Here is a 15,195-nt window from a genome sequence, read left to right on the forward strand (position 1 = left end):
CCTTTTTTTGTTCGTCACTACTGACAGAACGGAAGGTCTGGTTTGATTTGGCAGATGATTTGGCAGATCGCTGGATCACCAAGTGGACATTCGCCAGGCTGACCTGGGTCAGGCAGACCGCCACCATCATCTGGTGGAGCTGGATTGTTACCGCCACCAGAAGAAGCACCTACGTGCATGTTCAGAGTGGAAGCAGTTTTACCGTCAGCATCAGTCACAGTGATAACTGTGGAACCGTTGGAAGCTGCAGTCATAGTACCGTTGTCAGATACAGACGCTACTGCAGAGTTGCTGGAAGCAAACTTAAATGGCGTTTTACCGTGAAGAACAGACAAAGCCAGAGTCTCAGAAGGTTTGATAGTTGCCGCAGACGGAACTACAACCATTTTCTTGGACATAACAGCTTCAACCGCTTCGTAAGCGTCAACGCGGCAGTTACATGCAGTTTCGATGGAAACTTTAGCACCTGTCGTCTGAAGGATAGCGCGGATTTGCGCACCAGTCAGAGAAGGATCTTGAGCTTTCATCAAAGCCACCAAACCGGAAACAAGCGGAGTTGCCATGGAAGTACCAGACAAGTTGCCGTATTTGTTTTTTGGAAGAGTGGACATGATGTTCTCACCCGGAGCAGAAACGTGAACCGTCGCTGTACCGTAGTTAGACCAAGATGGTTTCGCATCTGCAGGGCCGGAAGCCGCTACTGTGATGGAATTTGGGTAACCGTTGTTCGCCGGGAACATTTCAGTTTTATCGTTGTTTTTACCGTCATTCGCAGCAGCTGCGATGAAGATAACACCTTTGTCGTCAGCACGTTTTACTGCCTCAAGAAGCGGAGCTGCTTGAGAACGAGGAACTGCCGCACCCCAAGATGCAGAAATGATCTGAGCGCCTTTTTCAACAGCGTAGTCGATAGACTTGATCGCATTGTTCAGGTCACCGGAACCGTCAGCACCCAGGAAGCGCAAAGGCATCATGGAAACTTCAGGAGAAAGACCTACGATACCACCGTCGATAAGACCCGTCGCACCAACCGCACCCGCACAGTGTGTACCGTGACCTGGGTTTTGGAAGCCAGTCAGATCCATTGGATCAGCGTCGTTGTCGCGGAAGTCATAACCAGTGATCATGTTCGGTGCCAATGCCGGGTGAGTGTAATCAACACCAGTATCGATAACCGCAACGATCACGTTTTTGGAACCTTTGTTACCAGCGCGCTGCCAAGCTTTTTCAGCCTGAACTTTCGCGATAGCCCATTGTTCTTTCAAAGCAGCAGCGTCAACTGGCGCTGTGAAAGCTCTGATTTTGAAGTTAGGAACGATGTACTCAACGCCTGGTTGAGACAACAAAGAAGCCAAAGCCTGAGCTTCGTGTTTCTTGTTCACATCAACCAACACCAAGCTAGCAGTGTCGTTGTGATCCATCATCTGGATCGTGGACACCTTAGATGTCGTCATTGTATTCAGCATGTTGAAAGCGCGTGTGTTCGAATATTTCACCAGGTATTCGCCAGCGAACGCCTGAGAACCAAACAGAACCGCACCAACTAGTAATGCACGTTTCATAATTAAACCCCCTCCGTGGTGAAAAAATAATATTCACCTTTCGTAAGCATTGAATACAAAAATCTTAAACAAATCTTAAATTTTTTGACACAACCCATCGAATATTGAACCCACCGGCGTTCTTTTCAATGATGTTCGCGACTGTTTTTTTGCAGCGAAAGAGGGTTCATCTATGAGTTATCTGCACGCCATCATCCTTGGCATTGTCGAAGGGATCACCGAGTTCCTGCCGATTTCTTCCACCGGTCATATGATTATTGCCAGCTCCATGATGGGCATCGAAGACAGTTCTTTCACAAAGGCCTTCGAAGTTATCATTCAGTTTGGTGCGATCATGTCGGTTCTGGTTTTGTATTGGAAACGCTTCCTTCCTCATTGGGGATTCTATCGCAAGCTGTTCGTGGCGTTCCTGCCTACGGCGATCATTGGCTTCGTCGTAAAGGATGTGGTGGAACATCTGATGGGCAGTGTGCAGGTCGTTGCCTGGTCACTGATTGTGGGTGGTGCGATCTTGATTTGGGCCGACAAGGCTTTTGCTCACCTGACAATGATGGGCCGAAAAACCGATGATCTGACATACAAAGATTCGGTGAAGCTTGGACTGTTCCAGGCCATCGCGATGATCCCGGGTGTTTCGCGTTCTGGTGCGACCATCATGGGCGGATTGACACTTGGCATGAATAAAAAAGAAGCAGCCGAGTTTTCATTTTTCCTGGCGGTGCCGACAATGGCCGCAGCCACGCTGTACAAACTGTTAAAGATCTATAAGACGATTGAGCCTGCACAGATCAATTTGCTGCTGGTGGGTTGTGCGGTGGCTTTTGTGGTGGCGATGGTTGCGATCAAGTTCTTTATCGGTATAGTGTCGCGCTATGGGTTCCGGGGCTTTGGTTACTACCGAATTGTTCTGGGTGTGGTGATTTTGATTCTGCTCTATACAGGGCATGACTTGCAGATGGTGTAATATGAAAGAGCTTTCTTCCATGGAAAAGTTTTTGTTTGAAGAATCCCAGTGGTTCACTCCCGAACTGACCGAGGTTTTAAAATCCACAACCTTTGTGATGCCGAACTGGAAGTGGGCCTTCCTAGCGCTGGCAATCACGGTTGGGATTTTGATCCGCCCCGTGTTTCACCTGATCCTGAAAGAACTTAAGAAACACAATCCGATCACCAAAAAGTACCCGAGAACGTTTTGGGGTTATTTTCTAAGAACCGACACGGATCGTCCGTTGGCCTGGATCCTGGTGATCCTTTTGTGGTTTGCAGCCGGTGATGCGGCTGAACTGACCGGCAAGTTCGCCAGCTACTATGAGCACTTCATGCGTGGCCTGATTGCGATCTTTATCATCCGTCTGGTTTATTATGCAGTGGATGCGGCTTGCTCCGTGCTCGCAGATTATACTTCAAAAACCCCGAGCACTTTTGATGACCAGTTGGTGCCATTTGCCTCCAAAGCCTTAAAGATCTTTGTCGTGGTTATGGGTTTCCTGATTGTGCTGCAAAGCTTTGGACTCAATGTAATGTCCTTGCTGGCCGGTCTGGGTTTGGGGGGCTTGGCCTTGGCCTTGGCAGCTCAGGACACAGCTGCGAATTTATTCGGATCCATCACCATCTTGTTTGACCGCCCTTTCCAGGTCGGCGACTGGGTGAAGATCAAGGACATGGAAGGCACGGTTGAAGAAATCGGTTTCCGTTCCACGCGCGTCCGCACGTTCTATAACTCTTTGATCACGATCCCAAATGCTATGATGGCTAAAGAAACTGTCGACAATATGGGTGTTCGTCCTGCCCGCCGTGTTCGTCAGGTGCTCGGTTTAGTTTACGAAACAGCCCCAGAGACTATCGAGAACTTCTGTGACCGCGTCCGCTACTATATTAAGTCAGACGAAAAGGTTATTGCGGACACCGTGACAGTTCACTTTAATAATTACAACGCCTCGTCTTTGGATGTTCTCGTCAATTTCCATTTGAAGGTGTACACTGGACCGGAAGAGCTGCAACATCAGCAAAGAATCTTTATTGAGATTTTGAAGATCGCAGCCGATATGAACGTCAGTTTTGCTTACCCGACTCAGACGGTTTATAACCAGGTGACCACGGTAAGATAAGGAGCCCAAGAAACCATGGCAGTCAAAGTCGACCACGTTATTTTAAAAGATCAAAACCTGGCTCGTGTCAGCCTGGGTGGCGTGCTTGAAAATGACGAGAAGGCTTTAACTGAACTGGCCATTCCGGCGGCTTTGGACCTGCACCTGCATCTTGAACAGCTGCGCGGGATCAACTCTTTGGGGGTCCGTGCGTTTGTAAATTGGTCTTCCAAGCTGAAAAACCCCAAGATCATGATTCACGACGCCCCGAAGGCTTTCGTCGACCAGGTCAATATGGTGGATGGCTTCCTGCCCGCCCAGGCGCGCATGAGAAGCTTCTTTGTGCCCTACTATTCCGAAGCCACTGGCGAAGAAACCCAAGTGCAGTTCACCATCGGTATCAATTTCTATCTTTACGAAGGCCAGTGGAAGTTTTCCTTCCCTGAGGTTCACGACAGCCGGGGCAACCTGATGTCGGTGGACATCCAGCCTGAACGCTACTTCCGCTTCCTGAACAGGATGAAATAAAAAAACCCACAAACTCTGAAGTTTGTGGGTTTTTTGTTTTTAAGACGTTAAGCAAAGACTATTTCTTTTTCTTGGTTTTCAAACCGGCATCGATGCGGATTTTAACCGCCTCCATGCGCGATTCTTCGGCTTCAAAGTTGGCTTTGGCTGTTGCCACCTTGATGCGGATTTCTTCAGCTTCGTTCTTGGCAGAATCCAAACGGCTTTCAAGCTTTTCACGCTCTTTTTTAGCCTTCTCGGTTTCTTCGGTCAGACGTTTCAATTCACTTTCAGACTTGGCCACTTCGGATTCGTACTCGGCGATGGCTTTCTTGGATCTTGCGATTTCCAAGTTGGCGGTCGCCTGCTCCTTACGAAGATTGTTACGGTTGCCTTCAAGCTCCTGACGGGCTTTGGCTGCCTGCTGTTTCAGCTTTTCTTCCTGCGATTTGGTTTCAGTCACTTTTTTGCGCTCGGATTCGGCTTCTTCTTTGGCTTTCTTTGAAGCCTCTGCTGCCGCTTTCAATTCGCTTTCGACTTTTTCAATCATCGCTTTGGATTGTTCATCCTGCGCTTTCAGGCGCGACATCTCGGCTTCCGCACGAGCCCGGTCGGCTTCAGCACGGGCGATTTCCTGCTTGGCTTTGGCTTCGCGGGCTTTGGCTTCCGCCACCGCTTTTTGTGTCAGCAGTTTGGCTTTGGAAAGGTTCTGCTCGGCTTTCAAAGTTTCATTCTTTGCCGCTTCGGCTTCTTTTGTTGCCGTCAAGCCAGCTTCCGTGGCAGAACTCGCCTGCTTTTCCTGATCTTTGGCCTGATCACCCAGCTCTTCGGCTTTCTTTTCAGCCTGCTTGCGCTTGCCTTGGGCTTCGTCGCGAACCTGGATGGCTTTTTGAGTTTTTTCCTGAGCGGCCTTGATGCGCGCTTGAGCTGAAGTCTGCTCTTTTTCAGCGACTGTCTTAGCTCTGTCATGTTCGTTAGTTTCGGCTTTTAGTTTTGCAGATTCACGTTCGGAATCAGCCTGTTCTTTTTTGGCGTCATTTTCCAACGAGCGGGCCTTGTTGATGGCCGACTGGGATTCTGCGCGGACTTTATCCCGGCGCTTGCGATCCTCTTCAGCACGTTTTTTCGCTTCATTGGCTTCGGCCTTGGCGGCCTCCGCGTCAGCGGTTGCCTCTTCGGCTTCAATTTGCGAGCTGTCGACTTGTGCGTACGCTGCCAAAGGCATGGTGCCGGTCATAAGAGCTGCCAAGAGAAGTGTTCCCAGTGGTTTTACCTGCATTGAAAATCTCCTTCGATGATTCATCGATGTTCAATAGCAACTAGGATATAGGGATTTTAGGCAAAAAAAAAGCGACCAGGATTGGGGGGGGAGGGTCCTGGCCGCCATGGGGGGTTGCCTTGTACTAAAGCAACGCAGATGCCATGCCCAGATGTTTGCCAAAACTGATTAAACTCACAGCCGAAGCAAATCCTATGTCGAGGTTTTTGACAGAAAACGACAATTGTCGGACCAAACCTTCGCATAAACGCATCTTTGTGGGAGCTTCGGCCCCTTGCAAACCACGACCTTCCGCCAAGAAAATTTCCTCCATCCCCGTCTCAATATGAGCTCAAAATCTGAGTCTATCGTCCAGTTTATTGCTAAAAACGAGCTGGATCATCCTTACATACGATCCCATTCAAGCGCTTCTTACCCCACAGTGGGTGAACCAACTTTTGTTTTCTTGAAAGGACAAAGAAGTGACGAACTTACGAATGAGTTTAAACATCGCGATTGTGACAACCCTTTTGGCAACAGCGGCCTGCTCTGGCAGCGGCAGTTCCAACTCCCCTTCCAAAGAACCCGAGCTGACAGGTTATTGGAAATCCGAATGCTATCCACTGGCCAGAACCACCGCCCCGGCCAATGGATTTGTGGTTTTGCAAATCAAAGAGGACGCAACTATTTCCAGAACCCGCTTTGAATTCAACAATGCCGAATGTACCGGTGATGCGGCGAACGCTTACAGCGATGACGGCACCTTTACAGCGGGTACCGTTGTAAGCCAAAATCCACTGACTCAGGAGTTCCATTCATTCATCAGCTGTACGGATCAGTACTCTACGGTAAAAATCGAAAACAGCACGCTGTTCATCGCCAACGGCCCTGGTGATGGTTTGTCTGAAGACCAACGCCAGACCGATTTCACGAACGCCGACGAATACACGCCTATTACTGAAGCGGACCTGCCAGCAGTCACGCAACCCGTGTCTGTGCAGCCAAGCCTTTGCCTGTTGTAAATTGATTCAGGGCCTGCTTCAGAGCGGGCCCTGCTTCTGCCCCTGACTCACGGCTAGGTTCCTGTCGCAAGCCCGTCTGGACTCGACACAACCAAGGCTTGTTTCTTATTCTGACTGCATGAACTTTCCGTTTCTGAAACGAAGCCTTGGCGCTTTGCTTATTCTTTGCTCCCCTTCTGCGTTTGCTTTGCACATTATGCTGGATCCCGGCCACGGTGGTGTTGATACCGGTGCGGTCTACGGTGGCGCGAAAGAAGCAGAACTGGTTTTGAAAGTCGCACAAAAGCTGCAGACACTTTTAGCCAAAGATGAAAAGTTCAAAGTCACCATGACTCGCACGAATGACCGCAACCTGTCCCTACCTGAGCGCGTGAAAATGGCTGAAGGCACGAAGGCGGACTTGTTCGTCAGCCTGCATGCCAACGCCGCATCTGACCAGCGCGCCAAGGGTGTGGAATTTTTCTTCCAAAACAATCTGCCACCGGATGAAGATGCGCTGTTTTTAGCCAGCCAGGAAAATCAGATGGTTCTTAACAGCCGCGAGTTGCATGACATTTCCGGCGGAGACGAACTTTCCAAAAAAGGCGATGTGGCCGCGATCGTGGAAGATCTGCACCGCCAAAACCGCTTAAGCAGCAGCCTGCGCCTGACACAAACCCTGACGCAGGTGTGGGGCACTGACAATAACGCGGCTCAAGCAACCATCAAGCAGGCCCCGTTTTATGTGATCTCAAAAACGACAATGCCTTCGGTTTTGATCGAAATCGGCTTTTTGACCAACCCGCGAGAAGCCAAAAAACTGGTCAGCGCAGAATATCAAAACGATCTTGCTCAAAAAATCTACACCGCCCTCCAGTCCTACAAAGAAAAGATGGACAACCACGCAGCAAAATCCTTAAATTAGTTTGTTTTAATCACCCCAAAACCAAGACTGAAAAAAGGCCACTTCTGAACGGCCTTACTGGAGTTTCTTATGCGTGCTGACGGACGCCTTTTTGACCAACTACGCCAAGTGAAAATCACACCGAATGTTTCTGAGTACGCAGAAGGTTCTGCCATCGTGGAATTTGGTCGTACCAAAGTTCTTTGCACGGCAACTTATGAATCCAAAGCGCCAAGCTGGCTTTTGGGCACCGGTGCTGGCTGGATCACCGCGGAATACGGCATGCTGCCAAGATCCACTCACACCCGCATCCGTCGTGACAAGTCCATGACGGGCGGTCGCACTCAGGAAATCTCTCGCCTGATCGGACGCTCTTTGCGTGCGGCGGTGGATTTGAAACAACTGGGTGAAAAACAAATCATCATCGACTGTGACGTTTTGAATGCCGATGGTGGCACGCGCACAGCTTCTGTGACCGGCGGTTTTGTGGCGCTGGCACTGGCTCTTAAAAAATTGCACGCGGTCAGCGAAATCAAAACTTTGCCGTTGATCAATTATGTTTCCGCTATCAGCGTGGGCCTGCATGAAAGCAACATCCTGCTGGATCTGAACTATGACGAAGATTCTGCCATTGGAACCGACATGAACTTTGTTATGACCGACAAGGGTCAGTTCGTGGAAGTCCAAGGCACGGCCGAACACGTTCCGTTCACTCGCGATCAGCTGTTCAAAATGATGGACGTGGCTGAAAAGGGCTGTCGTGAACTCTTCATTCACCAGGCGGCAGTGATGGGTGAAATCTACAAGATCGCAGGAGCATAAATGGAACTTTGGATTGCCACTGGAAACAAAGGAAAACTTGCTGAATACAAACAGCTGCTGCGTGAACTGCCAGACTTGAAAGTCTTTTCACAAGGCGACATTGCATCCTTCACTCCCCGTCCTGAGGACGGAAAAACATTCGAAGACAACGCACGCATCAAAGCCAAAACTTTGCGTGCGGTGAAAAACAATGTCTGGGTACTGGGTGAAGATGCGGGTTTGGTTGTTGAGGGCCTGAATGGTCTGCCCGGAATTCATTCGGCTCGTTATGCGGGACCGAAAGCTTCTGACAGCGAAAACGTTTCCAAACTTTTGAAAATGATCACTCTGAAACCAATGCCAAACAAGAATGCAAAATTCGTTTGTACGACCGTGGTTTACACTCCGACAGGCGAAGAGTGGGTGTTCAATGGAGAGATGAAAGGCACGATTGCTTCCAAACCTGCAGGCTTGCACGGCTTTGGTTATGATCCGGTCTTTATCCCGGAAGGCCAGACTCAAACGCTGGCGGAGCTGGGTACGGGCTATAAGAGCCTGCTTTCGCACAGAGCGATGGCTTTAAAAGCCTTCCTGGAAAAATTGAATCAGACTCAAGGCTAATTAAAAGGGAACCCGCAAGGTTCCCTTTTTTATTTGCTTATTTCGCAAGCATCAACGATACTGTCTTTAACACACCCGACAAGGAGGGCCTATGATTGTAACAACTTTTATCGCTAAAGCCGCTCTCCTTGCGTCTTTCTAGTTTTTTCATTCTTAAAACTTAAGTTCGCCAAGAGAGCTCCTGAATTTTAATTTTATTCAATGGAGTTATCCGTGACTAATTCATCAATCCTTCCCGCTTGGGGATGGAACGCGCTTTTGCAGGCGCAAATCGAACTTCGACCTCTGACATCAGGCGAAGTCGTTGGACGTATTATTAATCAAGAACGCGAAATGTACCGCGTGGTGTTCTTTAAAAACGACCACGAAGGCAAAGCCCTGGCTCAGCTTTCAGGAAAATTTCGCTATAACCATTCTGATCTGAATCTGGAATACCCTGGTGTGGGTGACTGGGTGATCTGCGAGCTGCATTCCCATGACGAGCACGCCGTGATTCACGAAGTTCTTTCGCGCCACAGCTGCTTTTACCGCAAGGAACCCGGCAGCGGGGCCCGAGCCCAGATCGTAGCCGCGAACGTGGATGTGATCTTTGTGGCTGTATCTGCCAATCAGGATTTCAACCTGAAGCGCCTGGATCGCTATATGAGCCTTGCGTGGGAATCAAATGCTTCGCCGGTCATCGTTCTGACCAAGGCTGACTTGGCCGAAGACCTTGAAGGCCTTATCGCCGAAGTGGAGGACCGCCACCCGGCAGTCCCCGTGCACGCCGTGAGTGCTTTGGATCCCCAAACCCTGGAACCGCTGAAGACTCACCTGCTGCCCGGAAAGACCGTGGTGCTTTTAGGGTCTTCGGGGGTTGGGAAATCGACTTTGGGAAATCTGCTTTTGGAAAAAGAACAGATCAAAACCCAGGGCATCCGCGAGGACGACGACAAGGGTAAACACACGACCACTTCAAGGTCCTTGTATCAGCTTCCCTCTGGCGCCCTTTTGATGGACACGCCGGGCATGCGGGAATTGGGGCTTTTGGATCACCGCGAGGGCTTTGAGAACCTTTTTGACGACATCCTGGAACTGGCGACCCATTGCCGGTTTAAGGACTGCCAGCATCAGACCGAACCAGGCTGCGCCGTACAGGCGGGGTTGGCTTCGGGGGAACTGGAGGCGGAACGTTGGGAAAGTTTTCAAAATCTGGAGCGGGAGCTGCGTTATTTTGAGCGCAAAACCGACCCGGAAAAAGCCCGGGAGGAGCGCCAGAAATGGAAGAAAATCACGCAAGGACTGCGAGTCCGCGTAAAACAGAAATCCAGAGGGGAAATCTAGGTATTTCCCACGGCAAAGGGGGTCAAAAAAGACCCCCTTTTCGTTGGACAAAATCAGGACCCCTTGCTAGCTTCCTTTAAACGCACTTTTGACTCAGGAGACTACGAGTGATGAAGGGCCTAAAGATCTTTTCCGCCAATGCCAATCCCACATTAGCCAAGAAAGTAGCCGAAGCCGCTGGAGTTGAGCTCGGATACTGTGAAGTCAGCAGTTTTGCTGATGGCGAAATCCAAGTTGAAATACATGAGAGCGTCCGCGGGCAACACGTGTTTGTTGTCCAAAGCACCTGCCCTCCTGTAAATCAAAACTACATGGAGCTGTTTGTGATGCTCGATGCCCTTCGCCGGGCCTCGGCCGCCTCCATCACCGCCGTGATTCCTTATTACGGTTATGCCCGCCAGGATCGAAAAGTGGCCCCGCGCGCCCCTATTTCGGCCAAATTGATGGCGGACCTGATCACGACGGCCGGCGCCGATCGTGTGGTGTCCGTGGACCTGCACGCGGCCCAAATCCAAGGTTTCTTCAATGTTCCGGTGGACCACTTGTTCGCTATTCCGACTTTGGCTCGCGCTTGGCGAGATGCCTACGGCCAGGGCTCTGAATTTGTTGCGGTGAGTCCAGATGCCGGCGGGGTTGAAAGAACCCGCGCCTTTGCCAAGAGAATTGAGTCCTCCATGGCGATCATCGATAAACGCCGTTCCGGCCCAAATGAGGCTAAAGCCCTGCACCTGATTGGGGATGTGACTGGTAAAACGGCCGTCATCGTGGACGATATGATCGATACGGCGGGAACTCTTACACAAGCAGTTGACAGCCTGTATAAGAATGGGGCAAAACGTGTGTTCGCCGTTGCAACCCACCCTGTTTTGTCAGGTCCTGCGATCAATCGCCTGAAGGAAAGCCCTATTGAAAAAGTATGGGTCACCGACACGATCCCGCTGTCTGAAGCGGCGAAAAACTGCGGAAAAATTGAAGTGGTTTCAGTAGCTCCGGTTCTGGCCGAAGCCATGAAACGAATCCACGGCAACGACTCCGTAAGTTCATTGTTTGACTAAGCGGCCTCGGCCGACAGAGCTGAAGCGCCGAAAGGCGCGCAAGCTGAAGTAGAAAACTTAACCCATCATTTGATGGATATTATTAACTTCCTCTATTGGACTAGAAGGATAAAAAATGAAAAACAGAATCGACCTAACAGTTGAAGCTCGTGAAACTGGTAAACACAACAGCCGTGGCCTGCGCGTAAGCCGCAACGTTCCTGCTGTAATCTACGGAGCTGTGTCTCCAATCAACGTATCCGTTGGTGAAAAAGAAATCGTTAAGTACAACACTCGTGCTTACGAGAATGCTCTTTTCAACTTGAAATCTTCTGACAAGAACGCAAACGGTATCGTTGTTCTTATCAAATCCGTAGACGTACACCCACTTTCTCGTCGTCCACAACACGTTGACTTCTTCGCTTTGGATCTGAAAAAAGCGGTTCGCGTTAACGTTGAAGTTCGTCTTGAAGGTAAAGCTATCGGTCTTTCTGAAGGCGGTCTGTTGAACGTTGTTCTTCGTTCCGTTGAGGTTGAGTGCTTGCCAACTGAAATCCCTGAGTTCTTCACTGCTGACATCTCTAACTTGGCAGTTGGTGACGCTCTTCACGTATCCGACATCAAAACTGCCGGCTCTGTGAAAATGATCACTGGCGCAGAACAAACTGTTGCAGTTGTTAACGCTCAAGAAGAAGAAGCTGCTGCTGCTCCAGCTGCTGCCGCGGCTCCTGCTGCTGCTGCACCTGCTGCTGCAAAAGCTCCTGCTGCGAAAAAGTAATTCGCACGCACGAATTGATCTTCAAAAAAGGCAGCTCACTCGAGCTGCCTTTTTCTTTTTCGATGGTTCTCTAAGAGGTATTCTATGTGGTTGATTGTTGGCTTGGGAAATCCGGGTGGCGAGTATAAACTGACCCGTCATAACATCGGCTTTATGGCCGTGGACTATCTGATGGAAGGCCTGGGAAATCCCCCGATCAAAAATCAGTTCAAAGCCGAAATCGCTCAAGGGAAAATCAAGGATCACCCTGTGATTTTCTGCAAACCGCAAACCTTCATGAATCTTTCCGGCGAATCCGTACAACCCCTGATGGGCTTTTATAAAATCCCTCTGGAACGCCTGATCGTCATCCACGACGAAATTGACCAGCCCTTTGCACAAATGAAAATTCAGAAAAACCGCGGGCACGGCGGCCATAACGGCATTAAAAGCGTTTCGGGCCTGATGGGCTCTATGGACTATACCCGCCTGCGTTTGGGTGTGGGTCGCCCTGCCAACCCGAACATCCCGGTGCCGGACTATGTCCTGGGCAAATTCACCAAGGAAGAGTTCGCGCAGATGCCGGATTTCCTGAATAAAGCCGGCGATGCTGTGGAAAGCATCATCCTGGATGGAATTCAAAAAGCTTCGACAAAATTCAACACTTAGGCTAGATTGAGCCGTCATTTCGCAAGGAGTTTTCAATGGCACTTCAAGTCGGTATCGTAGGTCTTCCGAACGTGGGTAAGAGCACGCTTTTCAATGCTCTGACATCTGCCAAGGCTGAGGCAGCCAACTATCCATTCTGTACTATCGACCCGAACGTGGGCGTGGTGACAGTTCCAGATCCTCGCATGGATAAAATCACTGAATTCATCAAACCTCAGAAGGTTGTTCCAACAACTATGGAATTCGTGGATATCGCGGGTATCGTAAAAGGTGCGTCCCAGGGTGAAGGTTTGGGAAATCAGTTCCTGTCCCACATCCGCCAGACAGACGCTATCGTTCACGTGGTTCGTTGCTTTGACGACCCAAATATCATTCACGTGGCGGGTTCTGTTGAACCTATCCGTGACATTGAAATCATCAACACCGAGTTGTTGCTGGCGGATTTGGACTCTGTTGAAAAGCGCCTTCAGCGCACAGAGAAACAAGCTAAAAACTCCACCGACAAAAAGCTGAAACTGGATGTTGAAGTTGCCAAGAAAATCAAAGAAGCTTTGGGCAAGGGTCTTCCGGCCCGCTCTGTAACTTTGGATGAAATGGAACAGGTTGCATTGAAAGAGATGCACCTTCTGACTGCAAAACCGGTTCTTTACGCGATGAACGTCAACGACGCTGACTTCGCAGCTGGCGGCAATGACTGGACAAAGGCTGTTGAGGCCCGCGCCGCGGAAGAAAACAACAAAACCATCCTGATCTGTTCTGCGATGGAAGCTGAGATCGCATTGTTGCCACCGGAAGAACGCAAGGACTTCCTGGATGCACTGGGCGCGGAAGAGCCAGGCTTGAACCGTCTGATCCGCGAAGCTTACACGCTGTTGGGTCTTCAGACTTACTTCACTGCAGGTGTGACGGAAGTTCGCGCTTGGACGATTCGTGCAAACACGAAAGCTCCACAAGCAGCGGGCGTGATCCACACTGACTTTGAGCGTGGTTTCATCAAAGCTGAAACTTACCACTGCGAAGATCTGTTCAAATACAAATCTGAACAGGCGATCAAAGATGCTGGTAAATACCGCATCGAAGGTAAAGAGTACGTTGTGAAAGACGGCGACGTTCTGTTCTTCAAGTTCAACGTTTAATTTCTTCTTAAGAAGGGAAAAAGGGGCCGCAAAGCCCCTTTTTTATTTTGTATGAATGAATTGCTGACTTTGTCCGCTTTGGATCTGCATAAAAAAGTTCAAAACAAAGAAGTCTCCCCGTCTGAAGTTCTTGAGGCGCACATCACCCGCATTGAACAGGTGAACCCCGCCTTGAATGCGATGGTCGAAGATGACTTCGTCCGTGCCAGAAAATTGGCGCACGAACAGACAGAAACTTTGGCGAAGAACAATTCGGATCTTCCGCCACTGTTCGGAGTTCCTTTCACCGTCAAAGAAATGTTTTCTTACCAGGGCATGAAACGCACCGGGGGCAGTATTCATCACAAGAATGATGTGATGGACTGGGACGCCACAGTTGTCGCGCGTATGAAAAAAGCCGGTGGCATTCCCATGGGCACCACCAATGTGCCGGAACTGGGATTCTGGTTTGAGTGTTTCAATCCCGTTTACGGTCGCACCAGCAATCCCTATGACCTGGGACGCACTTGCGGTGGCAGCAGTGGTGGCGAAGGGGCTTTGATCGGCGCGGGGGCTTCTCCGCTGGGTCTTGGCAGTGATATCGGCGGCAGCATCAGAATGCCGGCGTCTTTTTGCGGGGTCTTTGGTCACAAGCCGTCTCGCTATTTGTTGCCACTGACCGGCCATTTCCCGTTTGAACAAAATGACTTCCGCACCTTGTTGCTGGATCAAAAGTATCCTTACACTTCCATGGGGCCGATGACCCGCAAAGCGGTGGATCTGGCACCGATGATGAAGATCCTGATGGGCTCTGATGATATCGACCAGCACACGCTGAAAAATCCGACTATGGAAGAACTGTCCCAGGAATGGAAAGGCCGCAAGGTTCTGATCTGTTCCAACCCGATCTTCCATCGCGCACGCGGAACGGATGATGAGCTGGTGCAAGTGGTGAAAAACTGCGGTAAGCTGTTTGAAGAACTGGGCGCAGTCGTTGAAGAACTGGATCCAAGATTCTTTGTTCGCTCGGCAGAGCTGTGGTTTGCCGCGGTGAAAAATTCCAAGAACAGAAACTTGTATGAAACCCTGATGGGTCCAACCCAACATCTGTCGATTGGGAAAGAGATCCTGCAACTGACTTTCGGTAAAGGCAACTACACCCTGCCAAATCTGGTGGTATCCCTGGCTGAAATCTTTGACACCCGCAAAAAAGACTTCACCGAAGAAATGCAGGCCCTGGCAAAAATGAAAGCCGACCTCGATGAAAAACTGGGTGCTGACGGCATTCTGATTCTGCCTCCGCACCCGCGTGTGGCACCGAAACACCGAGCTCCGCTATGGTCCCCGTTTGATTTCATTTACACGGCGATCTTTACAACCTTAGGGCACCCGGCGACGTCTGTCCCGATGGGCTTGAACGAAGATGGTATTCCATTGGGAGTTCAGGTTGTCGGTCCTTACATGAAAGACCACCTGACGCTGGCCTGTGCAGAGTTCCTGGAAACAACTTTCGGCGGCTGGCAACCTCCGAAAAATCTGTAACAACTGCGGCCCCA

At 50.1% G+C, this 15,195-nt stretch carries 15 protein-coding genes; 13 read left to right on the forward strand and 2 right to left on the reverse strand.

Annotation, left to right across the window (positions count from 1 at the left end):
* Positions 1-17: 17 nt before the first annotated feature.
* Positions 18-1,562 (reverse strand): S8 family peptidase, encoded by a 1,545-nt coding sequence (locus BDT_RS13110; RefSeq protein ID WP_015091726.1) that lies wholly within the window; start codon positions 1,560-1,562, stop codon positions 18-20.
* A 172-nt stretch (positions 1,563-1,734) separates the two neighbouring features.
* Here BDT_RS13110 and BDT_RS13115 point away from each other — a divergent pair, with 172 nt between their 5' ends.
* Genes BDT_RS13115 through BDT_RS13125 form a run of 3 tightly spaced genes read left to right on the forward strand, consistent with a single transcriptional unit; the run spans position 1,735 to position 4,177 of the window.
* Positions 1,735-2,526: an undecaprenyl-diphosphate phosphatase gene (locus BDT_RS13115; RefSeq protein ID WP_015091727.1), complete on the forward strand. Its 792-nt coding sequence runs from the start codon at positions 1,735-1,737 to the stop codon at positions 2,524-2,526.
* A 19-nt stretch (positions 2,527-2,545) separates the two neighbouring features.
* A complete protein-coding gene (locus BDT_RS13120; protein WP_235046123.1) occupies positions 2,546-3,670 on the forward strand; it encodes a mechanosensitive ion channel family protein in 1,125 nt (374 codons plus the stop codon).
* Between the two features lie 15 nt (positions 3,671-3,685).
* Positions 3,686-4,177 carry a hypothetical protein gene (locus BDT_RS13125; protein WP_015091729.1) on the forward strand — a complete coding sequence of 164 codons (492 nt, stop codon included), beginning with the start codon at positions 3,686-3,688 and terminating at the stop codon, positions 4,175-4,177.
* A gap of 58 nt (positions 4,178-4,235) precedes the next feature.
* Here BDT_RS13125 and BDT_RS13130 read toward each other — a convergent pair whose 3' ends face one another.
* On the reverse strand, positions 4,236-5,435 hold the full coding sequence (locus tag BDT_RS13130; RefSeq protein WP_015091730.1) for a hypothetical protein: 1,200 nt from the start codon (positions 5,433-5,435) through the stop codon (positions 4,236-4,238).
* 476 nt (positions 5,436-5,911) lie between these two features.
* Between BDT_RS13130 and BDT_RS13140 the strand changes: the two genes are divergently transcribed.
* The 10 genes from BDT_RS13140 (at position 5,912) to BDT_RS13185 (ending at position 15,181) form a co-directional block, all read left to right on the forward strand.
* Complete coding sequence (locus tag BDT_RS13140; protein WP_015091731.1) at positions 5,912-6,436, forward strand: hypothetical protein; 525 nt, start codon at positions 5,912-5,914, stop codon at positions 6,434-6,436.
* Positions 6,437-6,554: 118 nt separating this feature from the next.
* Positions 6,555-7,340 carry an N-acetylmuramoyl-L-alanine amidase family protein gene (locus BDT_RS13145; protein WP_015091732.1) on the forward strand — a complete coding sequence of 262 codons (786 nt, stop codon included), beginning with the start codon at positions 6,555-6,557 and terminating at the stop codon, positions 7,338-7,340.
* Positions 7,341-7,409: 69 nt separating this feature from the next.
* Positions 7,410-8,141: a ribonuclease PH gene (rph, locus tag BDT_RS13150; protein WP_041577855.1), complete on the forward strand. Its 732-nt coding sequence runs from the start codon at positions 7,410-7,412 to the stop codon at positions 8,139-8,141.
* Positions 8,142-8,741, forward strand: a complete 600-nt coding sequence (gene rdgB / locus BDT_RS13155; RefSeq protein WP_015091734.1) for an RdgB/HAM1 family non-canonical purine NTP pyrophosphatase — start codon at positions 8,142-8,144, stop codon at positions 8,739-8,741. It begins immediately after the preceding gene.
* A gap of 213 nt (positions 8,742-8,954) precedes the next feature.
* Positions 8,955-10,064 (forward strand): ribosome small subunit-dependent GTPase A, encoded by a 1,110-nt coding sequence (gene rsgA / locus BDT_RS13160; protein ID WP_235046124.1) that lies wholly within the window; start codon positions 8,955-8,957, stop codon positions 10,062-10,064.
* Between the two features lie 110 nt (positions 10,065-10,174).
* On the forward strand, positions 10,175-11,119 hold the full coding sequence (locus BDT_RS13165; protein WP_198298051.1) for a ribose-phosphate diphosphokinase: 945 nt from the start codon (positions 10,175-10,177) through the stop codon (positions 11,117-11,119).
* A 115-nt stretch (positions 11,120-11,234) separates the two neighbouring features.
* The gene (locus tag BDT_RS13170; protein ID WP_015091737.1) at positions 11,235-11,876 is read left to right on the forward strand and encodes a 50S ribosomal protein L25; all 642 of its coding nucleotides are present in this window, start codon (positions 11,235-11,237) and stop codon (positions 11,874-11,876) included.
* 84 nt (positions 11,877-11,960) lie between these two features.
* Positions 11,961-12,524 carry an aminoacyl-tRNA hydrolase gene (gene pth, locus BDT_RS13175; protein WP_015091738.1) on the forward strand — a complete coding sequence of 188 codons (564 nt, stop codon included), beginning with the start codon at positions 11,961-11,963 and terminating at the stop codon, positions 12,522-12,524.
* Positions 12,525-12,559: 35 nt separating this feature from the next.
* On the forward strand, positions 12,560-13,660 hold the full coding sequence (ychF, locus tag BDT_RS13180; RefSeq protein ID WP_015091739.1) for a redox-regulated ATPase YchF: 1,101 nt from the start codon (positions 12,560-12,562) through the stop codon (positions 13,658-13,660).
* Positions 13,661-13,711: 51 nt separating this feature from the next.
* Complete coding sequence (locus BDT_RS13185; protein WP_015091740.1) at positions 13,712-15,181, forward strand: amidase; 1,470 nt, start codon at positions 13,712-13,714, stop codon at positions 15,179-15,181.
* The last annotated feature ends 14 nt before the right edge of the window (positions 15,182-15,195 follow it).

This window comes from Bdellovibrio bacteriovorus str. Tiberius (assembly GCF_000317895.1).
Classification (GTDB): Bacteria; Bdellovibrionota; Bdellovibrionia; order Bdellovibrionales; family Bdellovibrionaceae; genus Bdellovibrio; species Bdellovibrio bacteriovorus_F.

Excerpts from the sequence above, each read along its gene's own strand:
- BDT_RS13145 (WP_015091732.1), top strand. The coding sequence starts at position 6,555 with ATGAACTTTCCGTTTCTGAAACGAAGCCTTGGCGCTTTGCTTATTCTT.
- rph (WP_041577855.1), top strand. The coding sequence starts at position 7,410 with ATGCGTGCTGACGGACGCCTTTTTGACCAACTACGCCAAGTGAAAATC.
- BDT_RS13115 (WP_015091727.1), top strand. The coding sequence starts at position 1,735 with ATGAGTTATCTGCACGCCATCATCCTTGGCATTGTCGAAGGGATCACC.
- pth (WP_015091738.1), top strand. The coding sequence starts at position 11,961 with ATGTGGTTGATTGTTGGCTTGGGAAATCCGGGTGGCGAGTATAAACTG.
- BDT_RS13120 (WP_235046123.1), top strand. The coding sequence starts at position 2,546 with ATGGAAAAGTTTTTGTTTGAAGAATCCCAGTGGTTCACTCCCGAACTG.
- BDT_RS13130 (WP_015091730.1), bottom strand. The coding sequence starts at position 5,435 with ATGCAGGTAAAACCACTGGGAACACTTCTCTTGGCAGCTCTTATGACC.
- BDT_RS13125 (WP_015091729.1), top strand. The coding sequence starts at position 3,686 with ATGGCAGTCAAAGTCGACCACGTTATTTTAAAAGATCAAAACCTGGCT.
- BDT_RS13110 (WP_015091726.1), bottom strand. The coding sequence starts at position 1,562 with ATGAAACGTGCATTACTAGTTGGTGCGGTTCTGTTTGGTTCTCAGGCG.
- rdgB (WP_015091734.1), top strand. The coding sequence starts at position 8,142 with ATGGAACTTTGGATTGCCACTGGAAACAAAGGAAAACTTGCTGAATAC.
- ychF (WP_015091739.1), top strand. The coding sequence starts at position 12,560 with ATGGCACTTCAAGTCGGTATCGTAGGTCTTCCGAACGTGGGTAAGAGC.
- BDT_RS13185 (WP_015091740.1), top strand. The coding sequence starts at position 13,712 with ATGAATGAATTGCTGACTTTGTCCGCTTTGGATCTGCATAAAAAAGTT.
- BDT_RS13165 (WP_198298051.1), top strand. The coding sequence starts at position 10,175 with ATGAAGGGCCTAAAGATCTTTTCCGCCAATGCCAATCCCACATTAGCC.
- BDT_RS13170 (WP_015091737.1), top strand. The coding sequence starts at position 11,235 with ATGAAAAACAGAATCGACCTAACAGTTGAAGCTCGTGAAACTGGTAAA.
- BDT_RS13140 (WP_015091731.1), top strand. The coding sequence starts at position 5,912 with ATGAGTTTAAACATCGCGATTGTGACAACCCTTTTGGCAACAGCGGCC.